Source organism: Pedobacter sp. BAL39, from assembly GCF_000170795.1.
Lineage (GTDB): Bacteria > Bacteroidota > Bacteroidia > Sphingobacteriales > Sphingobacteriaceae > Pedobacter.
The window spans coordinates 224,222-247,968 of record NZ_ABCM01000007.1; the positions used below are offsets into that span (position 1 = coordinate 224,222).

Below are 23,747 nucleotides of genomic sequence, written 5' to 3' on the forward strand. Positions count from 1 at the left end.
GTTTTTGTTAGCTCTGTTTGCCGCGGTAATAAATGCCCGAAGTCTGACTTTTGAGTTTTCAAATCTTCAGAAAACCAATACTTTTGCAACGGTTCTTTAGAACTAATAAACTTATGAACAACTACCAAGTCGATCTCACAAATTGTGATAAAGAACCTATACATATACCAGGAAAAATACAGTCTCAGGGCTTTCTTATTGCTGTAGACATCCAAAGCTACCAGGTCACTTACGTTAGCGACAATATATCTGCTTATGTGGAAACCAGTGCAGGAGTGCTGCTGAACCTTCATGTTTCTGTTCTTGCTGAACATGTTCCTGCATTTCCCTCTTCGCTGGATTTTGAGCAGTTGTTTAAACTCGGCAGGAGCCAGGACAGCTTTGACCTTATCAATCCTTATAAAGTGCTGATAGGTGACTCGCCTTTTTACCTGATTATCTACACGTCTGGTGCTGAATATGTAATGGAATTTGAACCGATTACACTCGATTTCGACATTCAAAACCTGATCGGGCGCTCGGTATCCAGAATTCTGGCCACACATTCCCTTTCCGATCTGCTGGGGAATGCAGCATTGGAGGTGAAACAGCTGATCGAATACGATCGCGTCATGATTTATAAATTTCATGACGATGGCCATGGCGAAGTGGTTGCAGAGGTTAAAAATGAAGAACTGGAACCTTTTTTTGGTTTGCATTACCCGGCTTCTGATATCCCTCAGCAGGCACGAAACTTATATAAAGCCAACCTCACCAGGATCATCGCTGATGTACACTCCGAAGACTCAAGGATCCTGACGTATGAGGGGAAAGAAAACCTTGACCTTACACATTCCGGTTTGCGGGCAGTTTCCCCAATTCACATCCAATACCTGAGAAATATGGGCGTTGATTCCAGCTTCAGCATCTCGCTGTTGTCAAAAGGTGAACTCTGGGGATTGATTGCTTGTCACAATTATACACCCCGGTTTATCGATTATAAAGCCCGTGAAGGCGCTAAGATGATTGGAAATATACTTTCTTCGGCATTGGAATATCGCCAGACGGAAGAGGATGGCGAGAAAGATGAGGTCATAAAAGATGCTGTGCAGAGTCTTTCCACCTATCTGGAGAAAGATGTAGACCTTATTGCGGCGCTGACCAAACAAGAGGTCACTCTATTGCAGGTTACTGGAGCACAAGGTGTAGCAATATGCTTTGAAAATGAAATGTATACAGTTGGCGAAACGCCTCCGATGGAATTGATCGAAGACCTCTTCGGCTGGTTGAGAAGAAACATGCAGGACTCTGTTTATCATACGAGCCAGCTTCCTGAAGTGTACAGGGCTGCGGCACCTATCGCCGCACAGGCAAGTGGTATCCTCGCCTGTATGTTGTCGAAAGAAATGGGTGAACTGGTTGTCTGGTTTAAACCGGAACAGCTGAAGACCATTCATTGGGCCGGTAACCCTGAAAAAAATATGGAGCCCGCTCCGGACGGTACGATGGTACTTTCTCCACGTCATTCCTTTGAAAGTTGGGCACAACTCGTGAAAAATACTTCTGCAAAATGGACTGCGGTGGAAATTACTGCCGTATTGAGGTTACGAGAGAAAATATTGTATGCCGTTAACAAAAAGGCGAGTGAAATCAGGATACTGAACGAGCGCCTGAAAATGGCTTATGAGGAGTTGGATACTTTTAGTTATACGGTGTCACATGATCTGCGAACGCCTTTGACTACCATAAAAAGTTATACTGAACTGTTTCTGGCACAAAATACGTCCCTGGACGACAAGGGGAAAATGATGCTCGATCGGGTCGTTAGTGGGGCGGATAAGATGACTTTCCTCATCAGTGAAATCCTGAAGCTGGCAAGGGTGGGCCGCTCGGATATTGATTTTTCCAAAATAAATATGTCCAGCTTGATCAATGGCATTGTCGAAGAAGTGACCTTTGCGCAGAAATCAGCACACGTGGATGTGCAGATCGGCGATTGCCCCGAGCTCTCTGGAGACCAGACGCTGCTCTCTCAGGCATTTACCAATATCATCGGCAATGCAGTGAAGTATAGTGCTAAATCTGAAAATCCAAAGGTAAGTATCAATGGAACTGTAGGTGAGGAAGAAATTATTTATTCCATTCGTGATAATGGCATCGGTATTGATATCAATCATCATGATAAGGTGTTTGAGCTTTTCAAGAGAATGGAAAATGTAAAGGATTATGAAGGGACGGGAGTAGGCCTGGCAATTGTCAAACGGATACTTGAAAAACATCATGGCCGCATTTGGTTCGACAGTGAACTCGGCACTGGAACGGTATTTTACATGGCTTTTAAAAAATAATTATGACCTCGCCTGATATATTTTATGTGGAAGATGACCAGGATTTTGCTTTTATCCTGGAGCATGCGGTGAAGGAGGTGGATGAAACGCTTACCCTCAGTGTCATGGAAGACGGCAGGGATGCCATCGCACGCCTGGAAGACTATGCGCGGGAAAAAATGCGCCCAAGACTGATCCTGCTGGATCTGAACTTGCCGGGGCTTTCTGGTCTTGACATTCTGAAAAGGATTAAGGAAATCCCTTTTCTCAGGCATACACCTGTGATTCTTTTCTCGACCTCTGACGATCCTGCGGATGTACGTGCTTCTTATGAATTCGGTGCCAATGCGTATCTGACCAAGCCATCGGGATACAATAACTTAATCGATTGCCTGAAGTCGCTCCATGACTTCTGGTTTACCAAAAATAAAAGCATCAACTAAACATTTTATAGTTCCTCTTGTTACCTTTATTATGAGAGCAATATGGAACGGAGCCATTGGCTTTGGACTGGTAAACATTCCAATCAAACTTTTTTCTGCCGTACAGAACAGTCACCTGGACCTGGATATGCTGGATGGGAAAGACCACTCCCGCATTAAGTTCAAACGGGTCAATGAATCCTCAGGTAAGGAGGTTCCTTATGATAAGATCGTTAAAGGTTATCTGCTTAAAGATAATTATGTGATCCTTGATCAACATGACTTTGAGGATGCCAGTCCGGAAAAGACCAAACTGATTGAGCTGGAGAATTTTGTCGACATCCAGAGCATCAATCCCATTTATTATGAGACTTCTTATTATGCACAGCCCTCTAAACAGGGGGTGAAAGCCTATGCTTTATTGCTCAAAGCATTGATTAAATCAAAGAAAGCAGGCATTGCACGTTTCGTATTGCGCAATACTGAAAACCTCTGTGTCATCCACCCCATGAAGGAAGTCATTGTCATCACTAAAATCCGTTTTCCGGAAGAAATCCGGACGGCAGAAGACCTTGATGTACCTTCCACAGACAAGGTAACTAAAAAGGAGCTTGACGTCGGACTGGCATTGATCAAACAATATACTGCTCCTTTTGACATCAGTGGTTTTCATGATGAGTACAGTAAGGATCTGCTGAAAATTATCCGTGCTAAAGCAAAAGGCAAAAGAGCTACGGTAAAAAAACTAAAACCCAGGGAGGAATCTTCGGACGACCTCTATGGTCAGTTGATGAAAAGCCTGAGTGGTGGCAAATGATGAGTGTTAGCTCATGATAATTTAACTTTAACAAACATATACTAACCCAACCCACGCACATATCAACCTGCGCGGATACATTGGCAATAATGGATACGGCTGATTCCTTTTGGCCGTATCTTTATTTTCATGAAGTTCTCAAACACAAGTTTAATAGTATTTCTTACCATCGCTGTCCTGCTGATCACCGCATTAGTTGTTTACCGCAATAAAATCGAAAAAACTCCGGAGGGGAGTGTCCGCTACCATTGGTCGGATGTCCTGACAGATGAGCATCTGCATCCATGTTACCTCCACTCTGCCACTTTTGTTCAGCCAGATGGGGTATCGATCGGTTTAGGGGAGGTGGGACTGCTGCCGGAAATGCCGGGGGATAGTGTCGGTGGTGAGGATTTTCTGGATGAGCCCGTTTATCAGGAAGCGATACCTCAAAAGTTAAGTATCAAATGGTTTGATATTGCCGCCAGGACCTGGTATGAAGGGGAGTTCAAATTGCCAGTTCATCAGATCGATAGCGTATTCAGAAGCGCCGGATCAAAACCGGAATGGAAATATACCTATCTGAGCGATTCTATAAATGTTTTCGGGCTCCGCTTACACCTGCAGCTGCTCAAAGATGGTGTTGTTAAGCTTTGGATGAAGGGAAAGCATTTAAAATACCTTGTAGGTAGCTATAAAGGAAAAAAATACAATCAGGATTATACATTGATTGCAGCGGGGGAAGCGGAAGCACATTTTGCGGATAGCCTCCTGGCAATGCTGCCTGTGCGTGAACGTGATGAGCTTGATTATCAGTTGCCATGGATCCCAAGGGCAGATACGACCTCCATTCATGAAGGGGTGTTTGAGTTTATCGCCATCGACGGCAATTATGATGATGAGCTGCTGCTACTCAAAAAAGCGAAAGATACCCTTGGCCTGATCAATCATTTTCAGGGGGTAGTCCTGAACAGGGGCGACCGCATACGGCTGCGCTGGAAAACTGCCGACTACATTCCTGCGGGAGATCCGGAAAGTGTATCGAAGGAAGATTTTGTAGTCAGCTATGAGCTGATCAAAGCCGGAAGGCTCTCAAGATTGCTGAAAAGAGGTTTCCCGACACTCAGGCCTTATTACGTCGCTGAGGGGATGTCCGAAACTGGAAAGCTATATATTGAAGACGAGATGAAGGCTTATCTGGCCTGCTCCGAAGATCCCAAAGTCCGCGCAGCGGTAGATAAAAGGCAGGGGCCGATGATGTATACCATTGAACCCAGTTTCGTGGGTAAAAGGAAAGTGTTCTTGATTGGTCTTGCACTTGATCAAGCAAAACCAGTGTACCTGAAGAAGCTTTATTTTGACATTGAACGGCCGTACAGGCTTTTTGAAACGGACTAATTGTATAGGAAGGTTGTTTTATTTTGTCAAATTTGTTGATTTGTGTTTATCTTTAAGGGGTAATACCTGATCATCATCTATGCCTTTAGCCATCTCCGGACATCAACTGCAATTTTTAAATGACACCGGAACTACCGGAGCACTCATTAAAAACTACAATTGGGAAGCCACACCCCTTGGGCATCCCTCCACCTGGCCGGAGTGTATACGGATCGCACTGAGCATGGGCCTGAACGCAAGTTTTCCGGTGTCCATCTACTGGGGGGCAGACTTTAACTTGCTCTACAACGATGCGTATATCGCCATTGCCGGAGATAAACATCCATGGATACTGGGTAAGCCCAGGCGGATGGCATGGCCTGAAAACCATGAGCTCGTAATCGACCAGTTCGATATGGTGATGGAAAAAGGGATGTCCATCAGGAAACACGACCAGTTTTTTCCCATCCAGCGGTTCGATTTTCTGGAGGAGTGTTATTTTGATTATACGTTGTCCCCCATCCTGGATGCTGAGGGTAAAGTATGTGGTGTGGTCAATTACGTCATGGAAACTACCTACAGGGTTATCAATGAGCGGAGGCACAGCCTTTTGCAGCAACTGAACTTACAGTCTTATCTTTTTAAATCCGGAAATGCCTTTTTTACAAAGGCCTTGACCCCGCTGAATCAGACCATTGAAGAGATTGCCTTCGGCATGTTGTACCAGCACCAGGCTGGTCATGGGACGAGCCTGACACAGGCTGTAGGAATGAAGCCGGAGGATGCCGAACAGCTGGAATGGCCATTCTCCACGGTACTCAAAACTGGAATGTCCCAGTTTGTTGACATTCCTGAAAGTTACCAGGGAAAGTTGTTCCCGCGGAATTGGGCTGTGCCTTGCCAGCAGGCGAGGATCATTCCCTTAAAACAAACGGAAGATCATGTCGTTGGATTTCTGGTGATTGGGATTCATCCTGGTATCAAAATGGACGATTCTTATCCGAACTTCCTGGATTCTGTATCTATAAGGCTGCGCAGCGCCATTGTCAATGCACTGAGTGCAGAGCAGGAGCTCCATGTATTCACACAAATCCGTGAGCGCGAAAACCAGCTGCAATTTGCCATCGATGCGGCTCAGCTCGGGACCTGGGACTTCGATCCGGAGAGCAATAAATTTACAGGCAATGAACGCCTGAAGTCGTGGTTCGGATTGCCTCCTGAAGCAGAAATAGACCTTTCTTCCGCAACCGACAACATCATTGAAAAAGACCGGATCAGGGTGTTGGAAGCGATCCAGGATGCCCTGAACTACCGTTCTGGTGGTGACTATGACATAGAGTATACCATTGTTAACCCAGTGACGAAAGTCAGCAGGATCGTTGCCGCGAAAGGAAAAGCACTTTTTGACGAGGACTTTAAAGCGATCCGCTTTAGCGGGACATTGCAGGACATTACAGAGGCGCAAACCATCAGGCTGGCCCTTGAGCAGCTCTACGAACAGGAATGCTTGTCAAGGGAAGCGGCACAACTGGGTACCTTTGACATGGACCTGATAAAAGGGACGATGGACTGGGATGACCGATGCAGGTTGCTGTTTGGCATCTCCCATCATGAACCTGTGCGCTATGAGGTAGATTTTGTTGCCGGGCTGCATCCTGACGACCGCGAGCGCATAACCTCCATCATCGATAAGGCTTTCGTCAAATCCATCAGCAATGGGATTTATGACGTAGAATACCGTACCGTAGGGGCAGAGGATGGTAAAGTGCGCTGGATTAAAGCTAAAGGACGGGTATTTTTTGACGAAACCAGTCGCCCGCTCCGTTTCATTGGTTCTGTATTGGAAATTACGGAGCAGAAAGAAGAAGAACTGCGTAAAAATGACTTCATCAGCATGGTCAGTCATGAGCTGAAAACACCGCTCACCTCATTGAAAGGTTATGTACAGCTGTTAAACATGCGGTCCAAAAAGGAAGACAATGAGTTTGCCGTCAGCAACCTCAATAAGGTGGAGCTGCAGATCAAGAAGATGACCGCCATGATCAACAGCTTCCTGAATGTATCTCGTCTGGAAAGTGGGAAGATTCACGTCAATATGGAGCAGTTTGACATCGGGCAGCTCATCAGCGAAGTGATTGAAGATGCTTATCAGATCTACTCCTCCCATGAGCTTAACCTTATTCCCGCGGAACCTTTAATGGTATTTGCAGACCGCGAGAAGATTGAACAGGTATTGACAAACCTGCTAAGTAATGCGGTAAAGTATTCTCCGCGTGGTAAAACAGTTACCATCAGTTATACATTACGGGATGATCAGGTGGAAGTCTGCGTAAGTGACGAGGGCATGGGCATCAGAACCCAGGATAAAGATCGCCTTTTTGATCGTTTTTACCGTGTGGACAGCACCCATACTCAGAATATCTCCGGATTCGGCATCGGCCTGTACCTCTGTGCTGAGCTGATCCGTCGCCATGACGGCCGCATCTGGGTGGAAAGCCAAAAAGGGGTGGGTTCTCAGTTTTATTTCAGTATTCCTTATTTGGGTTAACTTTAGAATAATAAAAATTTGTGATTTGTTGCATTGAAACGAAAATCTCTGTTATTTTTGTGGAATAGGGGCTTTTAAATATTTCCGATGCATAGAAAATTACAACTTTGTTTTCTAACGCTACTCACCATCTCGTTTATTTCAGTCCGCGCACAGCAAAGAATCACGCTACGCGGAAAAATTACCACCGTCAACGGACAACCTGTGCCGTATGGTGATGTCTTTCTCAGGGGCAGGGGACAACATGTCGTTTCTGATAAAGAAGGGTTTTACCTTATGGAGAACATTCCTGCCGGCGACTACATCGTGCGGGTGACCGCAGAAGGGATGTACCTCGACGAGCAGAAGGTTTCCATCAGCGGCCGTGCTGCAGTGGTGCTGGATTTCGTCCTGAAGCCTTACACTTCAGACCTCTCCGAGGTAAATATTTACGACTCCAAAAGGAACAAGTTTGCTGTAAAACAAAGCGACGCTGTTGCCAAAATGCCACTCAGTCAGCTGGAGAACCCACAATCCTATACTGTCATCCCCAAGGAACTGCTGCAGGAGCAACAGGTGTTTAACGTGGAAGACGGATTGAGGAATGTGGCTGGTATTCAGAAACTATGGGATGCCACCGGCAGGTCTGGTTCAGGTGCGGGCTTGTTTAGTCTCCGTGGTTTCAGTACTTCCATCAGATTGAGAAACGGCATTGTCGGGAATGTGGCCTCAGGCATGGATGCCGCAAACCTGGAGCGTGTGGAAGTGATCAAAGGACCTTCGGCCACTTTGTTCGGTAGCGCGCTCACTTCCTATGGTGGGCTGATCAACAGGGTGACGAAAAAACCTTATGATACTTTCGGCGGCACGGTTAGTTATACCGCGGGGAGCTTCGGCATGAATAGGGTTGCTCTGGATGCCAATGCGCCACTGAACCAGGAGAAGTCGGTATTGCTCAGGATCAACAGTGCATACCAGTCGGCGCAGGATTTCCGCGACAATGGTTTCAACAAATCTTTTTCCTTTGCGCCCAGCTTATCCTACATCGCAAATGATCGGTTGGATTTTCATGTGGATGCAGAAATTTTCTCCGGCAAGGGCACAGGGTTTTCTGAATTTTATCTTTACCCGGTACCTGAAGCTTTATATGGCTTAAATGGTGCTGATCAGTTGAATATCAACCGTAAAAGTGCTTATAAAAACAACAGCCTTGTCAACAATACGCAGACTTTAAACCTATTCGGGCAGATGAACCTTAAGTTAAATGCCAAGTGGAAACTGCAAACCAACGTGAGCCTGAACAGCAGCAGCTCCAATGGCAGGATGACCTATTTTTACCTGATGCCAAATGCGATGATTCCTGAATCGGGACAAACCACAGGAGCAGATTACCTGGCAAGGATGGTGTGGACACCCGTAACCAGCGACCATGGTTTTGAGATTCAGCCCAACCTGACGGGCGACTTCAGGATTGCCGGTTTGAGAAACAGGTTAACCGTAGGGCTCGACTATTACTCGTACCAGAACAATACCAATTATGAGCGCTTCGGGAATAGTTTCACCAGCACGGCAGGGGTAATACCTTTGGGCGATCTGTTTGACATCATTCCATTGAAAGGTCCTTCGCCACGTTACAACGAGTTTAACGAGGGTAGAGTGGCCGCACTGTATGCGAGTCAGCCTACGGCACCATATTACACAAAAACAAACACCAACACCTATAGTGCCTATGCTGTCGATGTGCTGAACATCACCGATCAGCTGCTGGCAATGGCCAGTCTTCGTATAGACAGATTTGTGAGTCGCCCGCTTTATGATGCGGTTTCTGATACCAGGACTACAGGTTATAACCAAACCTCTCTTTCTCCGAAATTCGGACTGGTTTACCAGATCATTGACAAACAGCTTTCCTTATTTGGCAATTACCAGAACGGCTTTGCAAATTACCAGGGAAAAGATGCTTATGGCAATGATTTTAAAGCGGAGCAGGCCAATCAGACCGAGGGGGGGATCAAAACAGACCTCTTTGACGGCAGGCTGACGGCCACCGTCAGTTATTACCACATCAAAGTTAAAGACATCATCCGTGCTAGTCCGGAGCCCATCAATGGAGTGCCGAATGCAAGAGTGCAGGATGGCACGCAACGCAGCAAAGGCTTTGAGTCTGAGCTGATGGTCAATCCTTTTGAGGGACTGAACATCATTGCCGGTTTTGCTTACAACGATAGTAAAATGCTGAATGTCAGAAAGGATATTGACGGACGCAGGCCAACAACTGCAGGTCCGGCGAAACTTGCCAATGCCTACATCAGTTACACGATTCCTTATGGTAAGCTTCATGGACTTGGATTGGGCGTTGGTGGTAATTATGGCAGCGAGAGCGCGGTGGTCAACTCTGAATCACGAGGCAAGTTTGTCCTACCATCTTATACGGTACTCAATTCTTCTGTTTTCTATGATTTGCCGAAGTTCAGGTTCAGCTTTGGTGTGAACAACCTGACGGATGAAAAATACTGGATCGGCTACGTTTCCCTGGTTCCTCAGTCACCGCGGAATGTACTGGGGACAGCAACGTTCAAATTCTAAAGGTTTCGTATTGCCGGAAGGCGGGATGAGGGGTAGCGATTTAATTGTTACCCCTTTTTTATGGCCTTCATGCCCGAAATAGGGCGTAAGGCAAACAATGACTTTACAAAGGTTGTTAAATAGAGGTAACTGTAAATTGTACACTATGGATATTGATAAGATATATGGCAAGATCGAAAACTGGATACTGACTCAGGGGCCCTCTATTTTGTTCGGAATTTTTGTATTGATTGCCGGTATGTGGCTGATCCGGCTGTTCTCCAAATGGATGAACTCTGGCATGAATGAAAAAGGTGTTAACCCCTCGTTACGTCCGTTCTTAACCAGCCTGGTAGTCATTGCGCTGCGGGTATTGCTGCTGATTGCCGTACTGCAGATTGTGGGCATCGGCATTACTGTATTTGCTGCGTTGGTTGGTGCATTGGGTGTCGCTGCGGGTCTGGCGCTATCGGGTACGCTGCAGAACTTCGCCAGCGGTGTCATTATTCTCTTTCTCAAGCCTTTCCAGGTAGGGGATAACATTGTTGCCCAGGGGCAGGAGGGTACCGTAACCGTTATCAAGATTTTTTACACCATTGTAACCACGTTCGACAACAGGACGGTGGTCTTTCCAAACAGCAAGTTGTCCAACGAGGTGATTGTCAACATCAGTACTAAGGGTAAACGTCGCCTGGACATCGAGATGAAGTTCAATAACGCCATTGATTTTGAGGAGGTGAAAAAACAGATCCAGGAAGTGATCCATGATTCTGACAAGCTACTGGAAAGCACAGAAAACAGGATTGGTATTTCCAGCCTGGAACCGGACGGTTATAAAGTCATGGTTAATCTATGGCTCAACGCACATGGCTTCATAGATGCGAAGATGGAGTTCCAGGAACGGCTGATGTCCAGGCTCAAACAATCGGGCTTAAAACTTCCGGGACTGGCATAACTATTTGGCAAATACCTTCACCCAGTCGACGTACAGGTTGCCAGTCTGGATGGTAGAGGGATCGAGCTGTTCAAAGATGTCGCCGCCAATGGCAAGGTTCAGCGTGATGTGCTGCAGCTTGCCAAAAAAATCAGGGATATACTTTCCACCTTCAGTAGCCGCCGATTTGGTAGCAACCTCTTTTCCATCCAGCAGGAATACAAGTTTTTCTTTGGTCCAGATGACCTCATATACATGAAAGGAGGTGCTCAGGTTGGCAGTGGTGGTGATGCGGTCCACCGACAGCGCATTGACGGTTTGCGCATTGCCGGGATTTTTGCCATAAAAGTAATTTGTAATGTAGCTATAAGGGTCACCGATGCCTTCTATGATGTCAATCTCCCCGTTGGTAGGCCAGTCTTCACCATAGGTCCAGAAGGCAGGCCATAAACCGCTGCCCTGTGGAATCATCATCCTTGCAGATATCCGGAGTTCTGGCGTCTGTTCAGAAGCGCTGAAAGTAAAACCGGACTCTATTCGTCCAGAGGTGTAATCATAAGATTTAGGATTGCTGTTTTCGGGTAATGCAGGGCCGCTTATCTTTTCCTTTTTAGCGTTGATGATCAGTGTACCTTCTTTCACACTCAGGTTTTCCGGGCGGTATAGCTGTAGTTCGTTGTTGTAGGCACCGGAGTTCCAGATGTTCCATTTGGAAAGGTCTCCCGAGAACTCTTCTTCAAATATTTTACGGTAACCATTGTCGTTCAGCTCTTGCTCATCCAGGTCGTAGCCTTCTTTGTTGAGGAGCTCATTTGCAGTTTTAGGCTGTTGCTGTGTTTTGGCACAGCTGCAAAAAGCAAGGCTCAGAAGCAAAGAGAGTAATAAGACAGCTTTTCTATTCATCATAACTTCAATTAAATGGATGTTATAAGGTAGTGTTTATGAGGGTATTGGCTTCCAATGTCACAGGAAAGTTGCCCGTTGCATCCTTAAAGTTACCTCATGCCGGATTTATAAAATTAGCTGTTATGGCATCTTTAAAGTTGTTTGAGGTCTGGTCTTCAAGAGGATCTCCCTGTTTTCAGGTGATCACCTTGGCAGAGCCGGTGGCATGATTTTGTTCACCTGGGTGCTGATGGATTTCAGGAAGGCCTCCAGTGCTGCTTTTTCCTTTTTGGTCAGTGAAAGTTTTTGAAGCCTGGCCGAGGTGCCATACCGCTTCAGAGCGTCAGGCACCATAGCGCCGCGCTGAATCGGACTTGGATTGCCAAGGTTGTAATATTCAATGACATCCATCAGTGATGGGAAATTACCATGGTGCATCCAGGGGCCGCTGATATTGGTTTCCCGCAGGGATGGTGTCCTGAACTTGCCCACATCGGACAGCTGTCCCGTATGCTGGTAGCGTCCCAGGTCCTGCATCTTTGAGCCCAGCAGTGTCTGCCCGTCGTTATGGAACTGGTTGTCGCTGAACAGCGGCGTATTGTGGCAGTTGATGCACCTCGCTTTGGTGCGGAACAGGTGTAAGCCAAGCAGTTCCTCATCTTTGAGTGCCTGTTTGTTTCCGCGCATGAAGGCATCAAACCGGCTGTGCCTGCTCAGTATGCTGCGTTCAAAGGTTGCAATGGCGTGCTGTATCTTGTCAATGCTGACTTCTTTGCTGCCGTAGACTGCTTTAAAAAGCGGCTGGTAGCCCTTGATCCTGGAAATGTTTTTTACCATCGCCCTGAGGCTTGTATTCATTTCTACCTGATCCTGTACCGGGAAAGTCGCCTGGTGTTCCAGGCTGCCGGCCCGCCCGTCCCAGAACAGTTGGTTGTAATAGGCGGTATTGAGGATGGTCATGGCGTTCCTCTTGCCGTTCTGGCGGCTATGGCCATAGGCAACCCGCTTGCCATCCCCCCAGCCTAGCTCAGGATCATGGCAGGAGGCGCATGCAATCTGCCCGGATACCGACATCCGCGGATCAAAGAAAAGCAGCTTTCCCAGTTTTTCCTTTTCTGCGGAATAGGGATTGTCCGCAGGGTATGCTGGCTTTTCCAGCTGACCGATATCCTGAAACCCGGGTTTGGATTCCTCATCGAGATGGGGCATTGGCCATCCGGATGATGGTCCGCCATACAAGCCCCTCAGTTCTTCAATGGAATAATCCTCCTGCAGGAATGCTGTAAACAGCACAAAGCAGCCCAGAAACAGGAACAAAGGAAGCAGTCTTTTCATGTTGTTGTTAATTTAAGCTGAGGGCAGCAGCACTCATTTTGTAGTCGAATGTCCTGGTGCTGCCACCAATGTTTTTCTCATCAAACGTCACTTTGAAGTCGATGACTTTTGTGTTTTCATCGTAGGTTCCAGATCCGCTGATGCCAATGATAAAGGTGGACTTATCGTAACTGGTGATGGTGACATCCTGAGTTTTGATTTTCATGATGCCCGTTTTCGACCCTTCGTAATCGGGGAAGAACTGCATCACCTGGTCTACGTTGATCTTTGCATTTTTGATGTTGGTGCCGCCAGTTTCCGAAGCGTATAAGTTGACCATGTCGAACATTGCCGCGCCGCTGTCCTCAACATAAGGGTTGCCAAATCCGATGAAATTTGGATCAGCCTGGGATACCGTAGAAAAGTGGCTGGCAATTCTTCTGGTCCAGGCTTTGGTGTCCGGATCATACCTGTAGATGAATGGATTATAATAGGAGGTGGGCTGATGGAATACCCCAATTGCGGATGATGAAGGTGTGCTGACGGGGGCATCCGGGTAAAGGTCTGCCTTCGCTTCAGGCTCTTCCTTTTTGCAGGCGCTGAACAGAAGCAAGCCAAATAATAAGGTGATGTATGCTTTCATGTGATTCTTAATTTTTAATATCCTGGGTTTTGATTTTTAATATCCTGGATTCTGCTCCATGGATGGGTTGGTATTTACCGAGATGTAAGGGATGGGCATGATCAGCCTGTAGTCATTGGCAGTAAAGTTGGGCTGTTCGGGATTTCCATCGGCGCGTGCCACGTCTTTATTGTACCTCAGCAGATCGAAAATCAGATTGCCTTCAAAAGCCAGCTCCTTTCTTCTTTCCAGTAATATCGCATCGATCAGCGCTGTTTTATCCTGGAGATCCAGCGTTGTTGCGTAAGGGTCGGCACGTTTGCGGATAACATCCAGATCGGCATTAGCCTGTGCATAGTCGGGCGCTGATTTTGCTACCGCCGCCTCTGCCCTGATGAGGTAAAGTTCGGACAGGCGAAGCACCTTTAATGGAGTGGCATTGGTTCCACCCGTGGCATATTTTTTTGTGAAGTTATAGCTGGTACCACTGATGGTGGTGGCATTGAACATCGTTGCCGGGCGCCTGATGTCAGTGGATGTGTACAGCGAGGTGAGGTTGCTCGTGGCGGCGAACATAATGTTGGTACTGGTGGCATCGAAATAATTGCCCAGGCTGGTGCCGCTGAAGTTGGTTTCCATGGCCAGCTCAAAAATGGATTCTGATGAGGGCACCCGGCCCGTCCAGCTGTTGACATAGCTGGCATTGTTGAGCAAAGTATACTGATTGCTGCGGATGAGGTTGTCGGCAGTGTTGAAGGCCATATCCCAGTTATTTTGATAGAGGTATACCTTTGCCAGTAAAGCCTGTGCCGAAGCTTTTGTAAAGAAATTCTGTTTGTAACCACCCGTAAGGATGCCCGTGTTGCCATCGTCAAAGCTGGCGATGGCTTCGTTCAGGTCATTAACGACCGCCTGGAAACTGGCTGCGGAGCTTAACCTTGGGCGGCGATCATCTGCAACCAGATAAGGCTCCATGTTGATCACAATACCCGGGTGTGTGCCGGCCGGTGTTCTGTTGATTGGCCAGGAGAAAATACGGAGCAGGTCGAAGTGTGCAAGCGCCCTGAGGCATTTTGCTTCGGCAATAATTTTAATTTTATCTGCTTCATAACCAGTTGCTGAAGGTGCGTACTTAATGATGTTGTTGATGTTGTTCAGCTCTTGATATAAACTGCTGTAGGTTTCGTCCATTGAAGATTCCAGCTCCGTCTGGTTGGCTGTATAGATGTCGTCAAGCACCAGTCCATTGGCTTTGCTGTACTTGATGTTGCCACCGCTAAGGTCGGGATAGACCATCAGGTTGCGCTGGTAATGGGAGGTTGACCGCAAGGCATCATAGGCGCCGGCAAGTGCTGTCTTGGCACCCGCAACGTCTCTGAATAAATCTTCGAGAGATACCTGATCTGTAGGTTCCTTGTCCAGGAGTTTTTCGCAAGAGCTGCAGCATAAGCTGCAGATGACGATGAGTAGGATATAGTGTTTTTTCATAATCAATAAAGTTAAAATCCAAGTCTGACGCCACCAGTGATGGCCATTGTTTCAGGGAAGACAAAGCGTCGTTCGGCAATGCCGTTCCTTCCCTTTGTTCCTGCATCCTTGTAGAGGTAGAACAGGTTGGTTGCATTCGCGAAGAATGAGGCACTGCCCAGGCGTAGCTTGTCGGCAATTCCCGAGCTCAGCCTGTAGGAGAGGCTCACATTAGAAAGCTTCAGGTAACTCATGTTGTACAGGTACCTTGAGGAGTTGGAGACCACACTGCGTACGATAAGCAACTGAGGGATATTGGTTACGTCTCCATTCCGCTGCCACCTGTCCAGCAGGTCTATACTCTGGTTCCTGTTCTGCAGGTTTCTGCCATCCGACTCATCCACATAACTCACGATCTTACTCGCACCTGAACTATACAGGATGTTGAAGGAAAGGTTAAAGTTATGGATGTCAAAAGAGTTGATCAGACCACCATAAAAATCAGGGAGCCTGTCGCCAAGCACTGAGGTTTCCGTGATCTGCAGTGCATTGATCTCAGTGGTAGTTCTGATGTTGCCCTCGCTGTCATAAAACTGCTCGGCACCGGTTTCCTGGTTGATACCTGCCCATTGGTAACCGTAGATCGCGGAAGTGCTTTGACCAACACGTAACCCTGCGGCACTCGTAGGAACAGAGTATAGGGAAGAATAACCATTATTAAAGGACAGCAGTTTATTCCGGTTTCCGCTGATGTTATAGGAGAGGTTCCAGGAGAAGTTTTTCTTGCTGATGATGTTGGAAGCAATGGACAACTCAAAACCACGGTTCCTCATTTTTCCGGTATTGAGGGAGATGTTAGCAAAGCCTGTTTCCAGTGGTACGCTGGCGGAAGAGATGAGGTCATCCACGACATTGCTGTAAAATTCTGCGGTGAGGTCTACCTTATCGAAGAGATTGATGTCGGCAGCAAAGTTCAGTTTTTTGTTTTTCTCCCAGCCCAGTTCCGGGTTTGGCGCTGCATTGGTTAGCGGAAAGGAGCTGACATTGCCATTGTAGCTGTTGCCGGTGGCGGTGCCGAAGTTATAAAGGCCACGTGCGGAGTAATTACCAATTCTTGAGTTTCCGGTGGTACCATAGGTTGCCCGTAGTTTTAACATGGTCAGCACTTTACTGTCTTTCAGGAAGTTTTCTTTGCTGACGATCCATGCCAATCCTACTGATCCGTTGAAGGCTACCTGCCTGTCGCCACCAAACATCGACGATTTGTCAATACGGCCGTTCAGGTTCGCATAATACTTCTTGTCGAAGTCGTAGCCAAGCTGCGAATAATAGGAAATGGTAGCGCTGGAAGAAGTGGAGGATGCGGAGGACTGTGTCGTGGCCGCACTGAGCACCCTTCGCCTTTCGAAGGTAAATCCAGAGCCGACACCCCTGAGCAATTCTGTCTCCCGGTCTTCGAGTTGTGTTCCGATCAGGAAATTAACGGTATGTGCATCCGCAAAGGTTTTATCATAGGTACCTTGTACAAAACCTGTATAACCGAGGTGACTGCGGTCATAGATCGTCAGGCGGCCGTTGAAGTTTCTTCCTGTCGCATTCAACGGTGAAAGGTATTTGGTTTGTTTATTCTGGTAGGAGTCGGCACCAACAGTAGCCGAGATGGCAATGCTCTTGCTGAGCTGGTAACTTGCATTGGCATTGGCCATCATCTCGATACCCTTATCGCTGTCCTCATTCTGTGAAACTATGGCAAGCGGATTGGGCACATTTACAAAGTCGGAGAAGCTGCCCTCGGCATTGTATGGTGCAAGGTTTGGTGGAAGCCATACATCCCCATAATTAGACAAAGAGTTTCCTTTGGTTACAGTAGGACTGAAATTGAAAGCCATTCTGAACTTCTCACCCAGTTTATGGTCCACCCTCAGACGGGCATAAATCTTTTCAAGGTCATTGCCAATGCCGCTGGATTTCTGGTTGCGGTAACCCGAAGAAAATCTGAAAGTTGTGTTTTCATTTCCTCCGGAGATGTTTAATCCTGCATTCTGATACACGGCATTCCTGGTGGTCAGGTCAGACCAGTCGGTATTGGTATCTTTACTACCTGCCAGCTGCGACGCTGCTGTCGCAGAACTTCCTCCGTTGATGTAAGCCTCTCTGAGCAGGCTGTAATATTGCGGCCCGTTCAGCCATTTGTACTCATTGATAAAAGTGGCAATACCGGTATCATAACTTAGGTCGAGTTTTGTTGTGCCGGGATCACCGGATTTGGTAGTGATGATGATGACACCATTCGCTGCATTGGCACCGTACAATGCGGAGGCGGTGGCATCCTTCAGTATGGAAATGCTTTTGATGTCATTGGGATTAATGTTGGACAGTGGGTTCAGGTAACGCTCACCTGAAAATTCCTGGGCCTCATTGCCACGTTGTTGTTCGTAGGATGGGATGCCGTCAATCACATACAGCGGTTGAGAAGAGGTCGATCTGGAAACGCCAAAGCTGGGCAGCGATCCCTGTCCGCGGATGTTGATCGTTACCGGAGTATTCAGCTCCGTAGTGGTCTCCACATATACGCCCGATACCATTCCCTCCAGCATCTTGTCGAAACTCTCTATTGGCCGTTGGGTTTGTAGTTGTGCGGCACTCAGCTGACTGATACTTCCGACCACATCTTCTCTTCTTTTGTCTTTGGTATAGGAACCGGTCACTACCACTTCATTCATGCCGAGTACCTCATCTTCCATGGTCACCGGAAAATGGCTGCTGTTCCCTGCTTTCAGTTCCCGGGTTTTCATTCCGATATACTTAAAAACCAGGATGTTTTCCGCTATCTGAGGGCCAGTAAGTTTAAAGGTAAACTCCCCCTTTGCATTAGTAACCGCACCCTGGGCAGTACCTTTTTTGTAAATGTTAACACCTGGAATAGGGCTGCCGGTCTTTGCATCGGTCACCAGGCCGCTGATCATCCGGGTGCCGGGGATGTCTTTTTTATCGTTCCTGCGGATGGCAATCGTGTTGCCGGAAATGTTAAAGCCAAGGTTGCTGCGTGTCGAAATTTCATACAGTACCTGTTTCAGTGTGGCTGTACTGTGTAGGGTGATTTTCTGACTGAGGTCAACTTCTCCTTCGTCATAGTTGAAGTGATAACTGCTCTGTTTTTCAATCTCTTTGATGACGGTGGATACTGCTGTATTCCTGAAATCGAGCTGAATCCTGACCCTGTCCGGGGCTTCGGTTTGGGCATAACTGTTCTGTATCCCAACGATCAGCAGAATGAGGATGCAGACCCTTGAGATGTACCTTAAGTACCGTTTGTTCATTTTATGGAGTTAATGTGATGGATTGATTATTTTGGGTGTAATTGATTTTCTTTGCGAAACACATGCTCTGGATAATGCTCAGGTAATCTGTTTTTCTGAACTGGCCTGTATAATTCCAATGGTGGTCATTAGACTTGTTGATGAGCCTGATGCCGTAAATGTTGTTCATCTTTCGTGCAACTTCCTCAAAGGAGGCATGTTTGAAGCTGATGATCCCTTCTTTCCAGGCCATGGTCTCTTCTGCATCAAAGTCTGAGGTCGTCAGCGATTGCCTGGAAGTATGGAAGCTGCCCATTTCCGAGGGTTTGAGCAGTATCGATTTTTCTGTGCCTTCTATCTGTAGCGAGACGCTTCCTTCTACCAGGGCTACCCGGATCTGGTCGTTTCCTTTGTAGGCATTGACGTTGAACCTTGTGCCCAATACAGTAGTTTTAAGTCCGTTGCTGCTGACTGTAAAAGGCCTGGATTTGTCTTTGGCTACTTCAAAAAAAGCCTCTCCTTCCAGGGTAATCTCCCTGTGTGTTCCTTTAAATACTTTAGGGTACCGCACTGAGCTGTTGCTGTTTAAGTTGATGACCGTGCCGTCACTCAGCTTAATGACACTGATCTTTCCATAGTCATTATGGCGGGTCACATATTGCAGGTTCGGCGTGCTGCGCAGGTAGGAGTATAGCGTCACTGAAATCAGTACAATACTGCAGGCCATGACCAGCGCGGTCTTCCACCTGAAGCGGGACCGTGGTTTCTCCTGCTCCACATGGGCGGGGCTCATGTCCTGCTCCAGAAAGGCATTAAACTGATCAAAGGCTTGCTGCATGTCTTGCTCAGATGGCCTGAAGTGGATCCTGGAAAGCAATTGTTCCGCGTTGTAGACCTCGTCTAATTTCTCCGGATGAAGACTGATCCATTTGCTCCACATTTCTACAGACCTGGTGTCTGTTTTCAGAAAGTAGGCAACAAAAGATTCATCTGCTGCGAAGTCGGCTGCCTGGTATAAATTGTAGTTCAAACTGCTGTTTTTAGGTGTACTTTAGTTCCTAGAGCAGAAAGCGCCGCTTTTTTACCAGATAAAATTTAAAATAAATTTAAATAAAGCTGTAATATACTGATGGTGAGTGGTTTATTTTAATGCCGAACGGAGCGTACAAAGCGCAGTATAAACATGATTGTATATTGTTCTGGGCTTCAGGCCCAGTAGGAGTGCAATGGCATCATAGTTCAATCCTTTAAAGAATTTATAGTCTATGATTTCCCTCTGGGTGGGCGTCAGTTTATGAATGGCCTGCCAGAGTTGAATTTTTGCATCATTTTCCGTCTGCGTGGCAATGAGCAATTCTTCGTAAGAATGTTCCTTCAGGTCCTGCACCGAGAGGTGATCGTCAATATTGCTGGTTTGTTTGTCTATTGAAATCTCCCTGCTGAGCTTGTGTTTAAGGCAGGTTTTGAGGTAAGCCTTCACATGATGGACTTCCGACAGGGAAGAGCGGCTTTGCCAGAGCTCACAGAAAAGCTCGTGCAGCGCATCATTCGTTTTGTCGACATCGGCAATCATGGAAAAGCCATAAGCATACAAATCTGAATAGGACTCCTGATACAACATTTTCATTGCAGCAGCATTACCATTTCTGATCGCATTCCAGATTTCAGTATTTATCCCCATACCTATGAGCGCAAAATTAAATAAATCTTTGATTTTTATCCAATTTAGATTGATTAAAAACAACTAGCAAGGTGTATTTGTCTGTAATATAGTGTTTTGTATTTTATTTACCATCGCTTTATCGAAATGCATGCATTTTAAGTGTATTGGAGGCTTCTGCTTTTAGGATACTTGGTTATCTTTGAAAATGTTTCATATTTTCCTGCACTTTCTGGTGCCAGCCATCGTGGCTTTTTTGTTTTACAGGGAGCAGCTGCTGAAGACCTGGCTAATCCTGATCGCGACAATGGTGGTAGATGTTGATCACTTGCTTGCAGTGCCCATCTATGATCCCAACAGGTGCAGTGTGGGCTTTCATCCGCTGCATTCCTATTACGCCATTGGTGTTTATGTGCTGCTGTTGTTTTTTCCTAAAACCAGGCTCGTGGGACTTGGCCTCGTGATCCACATGGCTTTAGATTACATCGACTGTTTTTTTTAAAGTAACGGAGAAAATAACCTGGCTATTTTTTCGGGAAGCTGGGCCCAGGAGGAGCGTTTTGCCCAACGCTCCGCATCAACCCTGATGGTCTCGTTCAGGTCATTATAAAATGCATTTTTCAGCTGTCTGGCAATACCCTGATCGTACACGACGGTATTCACCTCGAAGTTCAGTTCGAAGCTCCGCTCGTCCATATTTGCGGTTCCAATGAAGGAGAGCCCGTCATCGATCACCATCGTCTTGGCATGGATGAACCCTTTTTTATACATGAAAATCTCTACACCGACATTGAGCAGTTCCTGGTAATAGGAGCGGGCCGCGGCAGCTACCCACATGGAATCTGATTTGTAGGGAACCAGCAGCTTGATCTTCACATCACTCAATGCTGCCACATAGAGCGCGTCCAGCAAGGTATTTCCGGGAATGAAATAGGGGGTGGTAATCAGGATCTCCTCATCGGCCATCCCAATTGCCTGGATCAGGTTAAAGAGGATAGTGGGGTGATCTGAATCCGGACCACTTGCCGCAATCTGCACTTCGACATCAGAGTTTGCATCCGCACAGTCCTCAAAAAAGGCATGTTGGATTTCCAGATTCTCATCCGCGCAGAAATTCCAGTCGGAGATGAAAAGGTGCTGCAGATGATGTACTGCAGGACCAACAATCTTGATGTGTGTATCCCTCCAATAGATTTCACCGGGATGTTCGGCATCATTGATGTACCGGTCGCTGATGTTGATGCCACCAGTAAAGGCAATGTGGCCATCTACAATGATAATTTTCCGGTGGTTGCGGTAGTTGAGCCTGTTGGCCAGCAGGATGAAAAATATCTTAAAAAAGGGGAATGCCTGCACACCAGCTGCGCGGAGCTCCGGAACGATCTTTTTCCTGATGGAGCGGCTACCGAAATCATCGTAAATGAAACGCACCTGCACACCTTCTTTTGCTTTTTCGATGAGGACTTCCTTGATGGCCTGTCCGATTACCTCATCCTCAAAGATGTAATACTCCATGTGGATGTGGTGTTTCGCCGCTTTTAAGGCCTTGATCACTTCAGGGAACTTCTCCTCTCCGTTGAACAGCAGTTGCACCTGATTGTTTCCTGAAAGACCGCTAAGGTTGCTGTTCAGCAGGAGCCTGGCAATTTTGCTGTACTTTTTTAAATGTGGATTGATGTCCTGAATCGCTTTTTGTGATCCCAGCTCAATCCTGCTCTTCAGCTGCTGATACTGGATGTCATCACTAATGATCTTTTTGTTATAAATCTTTCGCACCCGGTAATTGATGCCGAAGGAAAAATAAAGCACGATGCCTGCAATGGGGACGAAGATGACCAACAACAGGTAGGCAAGGGTTTTACTGACTGAGCGGGTATCGTAGATGATGCGCAGGCACACGGCAATCACAAAGAGCACATAAACGACTTCAGCAGCGAGGATCCATTCTGGGGCCATTGTAGAGTGATGATTTTATAAGATGATGTTTTTACTGAGGACAATATATAAAAATAAACCCTGTAATGGATTTACAGGGCTCATCATCTTGCCTAAGTACTAGTTTCTGTAAAGATCCGGTAGATCCATCCAGGCAGAAACTTTTAAACAGGCACTCAGGCTTTCTTCTTCTTGGAGTTCCCATTCCTGCAAATGCAGGTTAAATCGGGCGACCTGATAGCCATACTCCAGTTCCGGATTCACCACTGTGACCAATTTGTAGTGGAGGTCCTCCGGCATTTTTTCCGTCGTTGCAATCCATTCTTTCATACCAGTCTTCTGAAAAAGGTTTATATATTAAAATAACCTGCTGATTTTATTTTTGTTTTAAAATGTTTGGTGAAAGTTTAACAAAATCGATTTTGGCTGCTGTTGTGGCATCTTTAGAATCCCGCAATAAACTGAAGATAAATTACCAGATATGACAAACAATTGAAAGGTATTGAGGTTTGTTACCTGGAGAGTGATGAATTATGGAAGGTAATTTAGAAAAAATGGGACTTCGCGAATTTCTGATCGACGGGCTGGAAGATATTTATGATGCAGAGGAGAAATTTGTGAAATGTTTTGCTGCGCTGGGGATGGTAGCAGTAAATGAAGAACTCAAGAATATGCTCATTTCGCATTCAGCGATTACAGAAAAACATTGCAGCCGCCTTAGGGAAATCTGTAAGCAACTGCAATGTAATCCTGAAGAAGGTAAATGTGTCATCGTTGACTGTCTGCTGGACAAGGCTGCCAACCTCATCAAACGCGTGGAAACGGGTACAGCTCTTCGCGATGTGGCCATCGTCTTTCTCATTCAGACCATAGAGCACTACCGCATTGCTACTTATGGTAACCTTTCGTCGCTGGCATTGGAGATGAGATATTTTGACATCCACAGCCTGCTCCGACAATGCCTGGCGGATGAGAAGGAAACCGACAGGTCTCTGACAAGGATCGCTAAAGAGATCATTAACCCTGCCGCCAGCAGCGACTTCAAACCCTAATTATCGTTTCAATAATCCTTTGTTCATCATATCGGCAACAACCGTTTTGCTGAAATCTGATGACAGGTTTTCTGCACTTGAAGGGTCAAATGTTCTGGTCTGAGCGGAATAAATGTGTTTATCCGGATTCAGGTCATAAAAATTCCCTTCCAGCATGTAGTTGGTGCTTACGTTATAGTATCCTGGCTGGTACATACGGCCCCACATGTTTCTGTAATATCCCCAGAATCCAAAAGGATAAGGCGCAAATCCGACATAACCAGGGCTATAATAACGTTCTTTTTTCTTATCTAGGAGCGCAATGGTAAATGCGCCGTCATAGCCCTTGTCGCTGATCTTCTTAAGGGCTTCTTGCTCTTTGAGGTCTTCAAAGGCTTTAGGCCCGTATTCAGCATAGGCAGATCCGGCATTGATGCCCTGTGCCTTGAGACTCTGCACCATAGTGTTCTCAATGATTTCCCTGAGGTCACGGTCTCGGGGCCCGATCAGGCCGATAACAAGCACTTTTTTATATTGTTGAGTTTTGTTTTCCGGAGCAATCCAGGAATTCAGCAGGTGGGTGCTGGTACCACAGGACGCCAGAAAT

19 protein-coding genes are annotated in these 23,747 nt (G+C 46.6%); 9 read left to right on the forward strand and 10 right to left on the reverse strand.

The genetic code is table 11. The features are described from left to right. Positions 1 to 113: 113 nt before the first annotated feature. The 7 genes from PBAL39_RS11675 to PBAL39_RS11705 all read left to right on the forward strand — a co-directional run bounded on the left by PBAL39_RS11675 (position 114) and on the right by PBAL39_RS11705 (position 10,948). Positions 114 to 2,327: an ATP-binding protein gene (locus PBAL39_RS11675; RefSeq protein WP_008241601.1), complete on the forward strand. Its 2,214-nt coding sequence runs from the start codon at positions 114 to 116 to the stop codon at positions 2,325 to 2,327. Positions 2,328 to 2,329: 2 nt separating this feature from the next. Next, on the forward strand, positions 2,330 to 2,749 hold the full coding sequence (locus PBAL39_RS11680) for a response regulator (protein WP_008241602.1): 420 nt from the start codon (positions 2,330 to 2,332) through the stop codon (positions 2,747 to 2,749). Between the two features lie 31 nt (positions 2,750 to 2,780). Continuing rightward, positions 2,781 to 3,545 (forward strand): Ku protein, encoded by a 765-nt coding sequence (locus tag PBAL39_RS11685; RefSeq protein ID WP_008241603.1) that lies wholly within the window; start codon positions 2,781 to 2,783, stop codon positions 3,543 to 3,545. Between the two features lie 129 nt (positions 3,546 to 3,674). Beyond that, entirely contained in the window at positions 3,675 to 4,922 is a 1,248-nt protein-coding gene (locus tag PBAL39_RS11690) for a hypothetical protein (RefSeq protein ID WP_008241604.1), read from the forward strand. Between the two features lie 79 nt (positions 4,923 to 5,001). Further along, on the forward strand, positions 5,002 to 7,449 hold the full coding sequence (locus tag PBAL39_RS24675; protein ID WP_008241605.1) for an ATP-binding protein: 2,448 nt from the start codon (positions 5,002 to 5,004) through the stop codon (positions 7,447 to 7,449). Between the two features lie 87 nt (positions 7,450 to 7,536). After that, on the forward strand, positions 7,537 to 10,014 hold the full coding sequence (locus PBAL39_RS11700; protein WP_039866455.1) for a TonB-dependent receptor: 2,478 nt from the start codon (positions 7,537 to 7,539) through the stop codon (positions 10,012 to 10,014). 145 nt (positions 10,015 to 10,159) lie between these two features. Continuing rightward, the gene (locus PBAL39_RS11705) at positions 10,160 to 10,948 is read left to right on the forward strand and encodes a mechanosensitive ion channel family protein (protein ID WP_008241607.1); all 789 of its coding nucleotides are present in this window, start codon (positions 10,160 to 10,162) and stop codon (positions 10,946 to 10,948) included. Here PBAL39_RS11705 and PBAL39_RS11710 read toward each other — a convergent pair whose 3' ends face one another. The 7 genes from PBAL39_RS11710 to PBAL39_RS11740 all read right to left on the reverse strand — a co-directional run bounded on the left by PBAL39_RS11710 (position 10,949) and on the right by PBAL39_RS11740 (position 20,195). Further along, positions 10,949 to 11,833 (reverse strand): family 16 glycosylhydrolase, encoded by an 885-nt coding sequence (locus PBAL39_RS11710; RefSeq protein ID WP_008241610.1) that lies wholly within the window; start codon positions 11,831 to 11,833, stop codon positions 10,949 to 10,951. Positions 11,834 to 12,016: 183 nt separating this feature from the next. After that, positions 12,017 to 13,147: a cytochrome-c peroxidase gene (locus PBAL39_RS11715; RefSeq protein WP_008241612.1), complete on the reverse strand. Its 1,131-nt coding sequence runs from the start codon at positions 13,145 to 13,147 to the stop codon at positions 12,017 to 12,019. 7 nt (positions 13,148 to 13,154) lie between these two features. After that, on the reverse strand, positions 13,155 to 13,769 hold the full coding sequence (locus PBAL39_RS11720; protein WP_008241614.1) for a hypothetical protein: 615 nt from the start codon (positions 13,767 to 13,769) through the stop codon (positions 13,155 to 13,157). Positions 13,770 to 13,805: 36 nt separating this feature from the next. Next, the gene (locus PBAL39_RS11725; protein ID WP_008241616.1) at positions 13,806 to 15,236 is read right to left on the reverse strand and encodes a RagB/SusD family nutrient uptake outer membrane protein; all 1,431 of its coding nucleotides are present in this window, start codon (positions 15,234 to 15,236) and stop codon (positions 13,806 to 13,808) included. Positions 15,237 to 15,247: 11 nt separating this feature from the next. Continuing rightward, positions 15,248 to 18,535, reverse strand: a complete 3,288-nt coding sequence (locus tag PBAL39_RS11730; protein WP_008241617.1) for a SusC/RagA family TonB-linked outer membrane protein — start codon at positions 18,533 to 18,535, stop codon at positions 15,248 to 15,250. Position 18,536: 1 nt separating this feature from the next. Continuing rightward, positions 18,537 to 19,544 (reverse strand): FecR family protein, encoded by a 1,008-nt coding sequence (locus tag PBAL39_RS11735; protein ID WP_008241619.1) that lies wholly within the window; start codon positions 19,542 to 19,544, stop codon positions 18,537 to 18,539. A 111-nt stretch (positions 19,545 to 19,655) separates the two neighbouring features. After that, entirely contained in the window at positions 19,656 to 20,195 is a 540-nt protein-coding gene (locus PBAL39_RS11740; protein ID WP_008241622.1) for an RNA polymerase sigma factor, read from the reverse strand. A gap of 187 nt (positions 20,196 to 20,382) precedes the next feature. On the opposite strand from PBAL39_RS11740, the gene PBAL39_RS11745 reads away from it, so the two are divergent. Continuing rightward, positions 20,383 to 20,676, forward strand: a complete 294-nt coding sequence (locus tag PBAL39_RS11745; RefSeq protein ID WP_008241625.1) for a DUF6122 family protein — start codon at positions 20,383 to 20,385, stop codon at positions 20,674 to 20,676. Here PBAL39_RS11745 and cls read toward each other — a convergent pair. Together cls and PBAL39_RS11755 are read right to left on the reverse strand one after the other, a co-directional pair. Then, positions 20,673 to 22,130, reverse strand: a complete 1,458-nt coding sequence (cls, locus tag PBAL39_RS11750) for a cardiolipin synthase (protein ID WP_008241626.1) — start codon at positions 22,128 to 22,130, stop codon at positions 20,673 to 20,675. The two genes, PBAL39_RS11745 and cls, sit on opposite strands and share 4 nt — an antisense overlap. 99 nt (positions 22,131 to 22,229) lie before the next feature. Next, positions 22,230 to 22,439, reverse strand: a complete 210-nt coding sequence (locus tag PBAL39_RS11755) for a DUF551 domain-containing protein (RefSeq protein WP_008241627.1) — start codon at positions 22,437 to 22,439, stop codon at positions 22,230 to 22,232. Between the two features lie 203 nt (positions 22,440 to 22,642). On the opposite strand from PBAL39_RS11755, the gene PBAL39_RS11760 reads away from it, so the two are divergent. After that, positions 22,643 to 23,161: a ferritin-like domain-containing protein gene (locus PBAL39_RS11760; protein ID WP_008241629.1), complete on the forward strand. Its 519-nt coding sequence runs from the start codon at positions 22,643 to 22,645 to the stop codon at positions 23,159 to 23,161. On the opposite strand, the gene PBAL39_RS11765 is transcribed toward PBAL39_RS11760, so the two are convergent. Next, positions 23,162 to 23,747 (reverse strand): hypothetical protein (locus tag PBAL39_RS11765; RefSeq protein ID WP_008241631.1); only part of this gene is annotated, 586 nt, incomplete at its 5' end. It lies immediately after the preceding gene.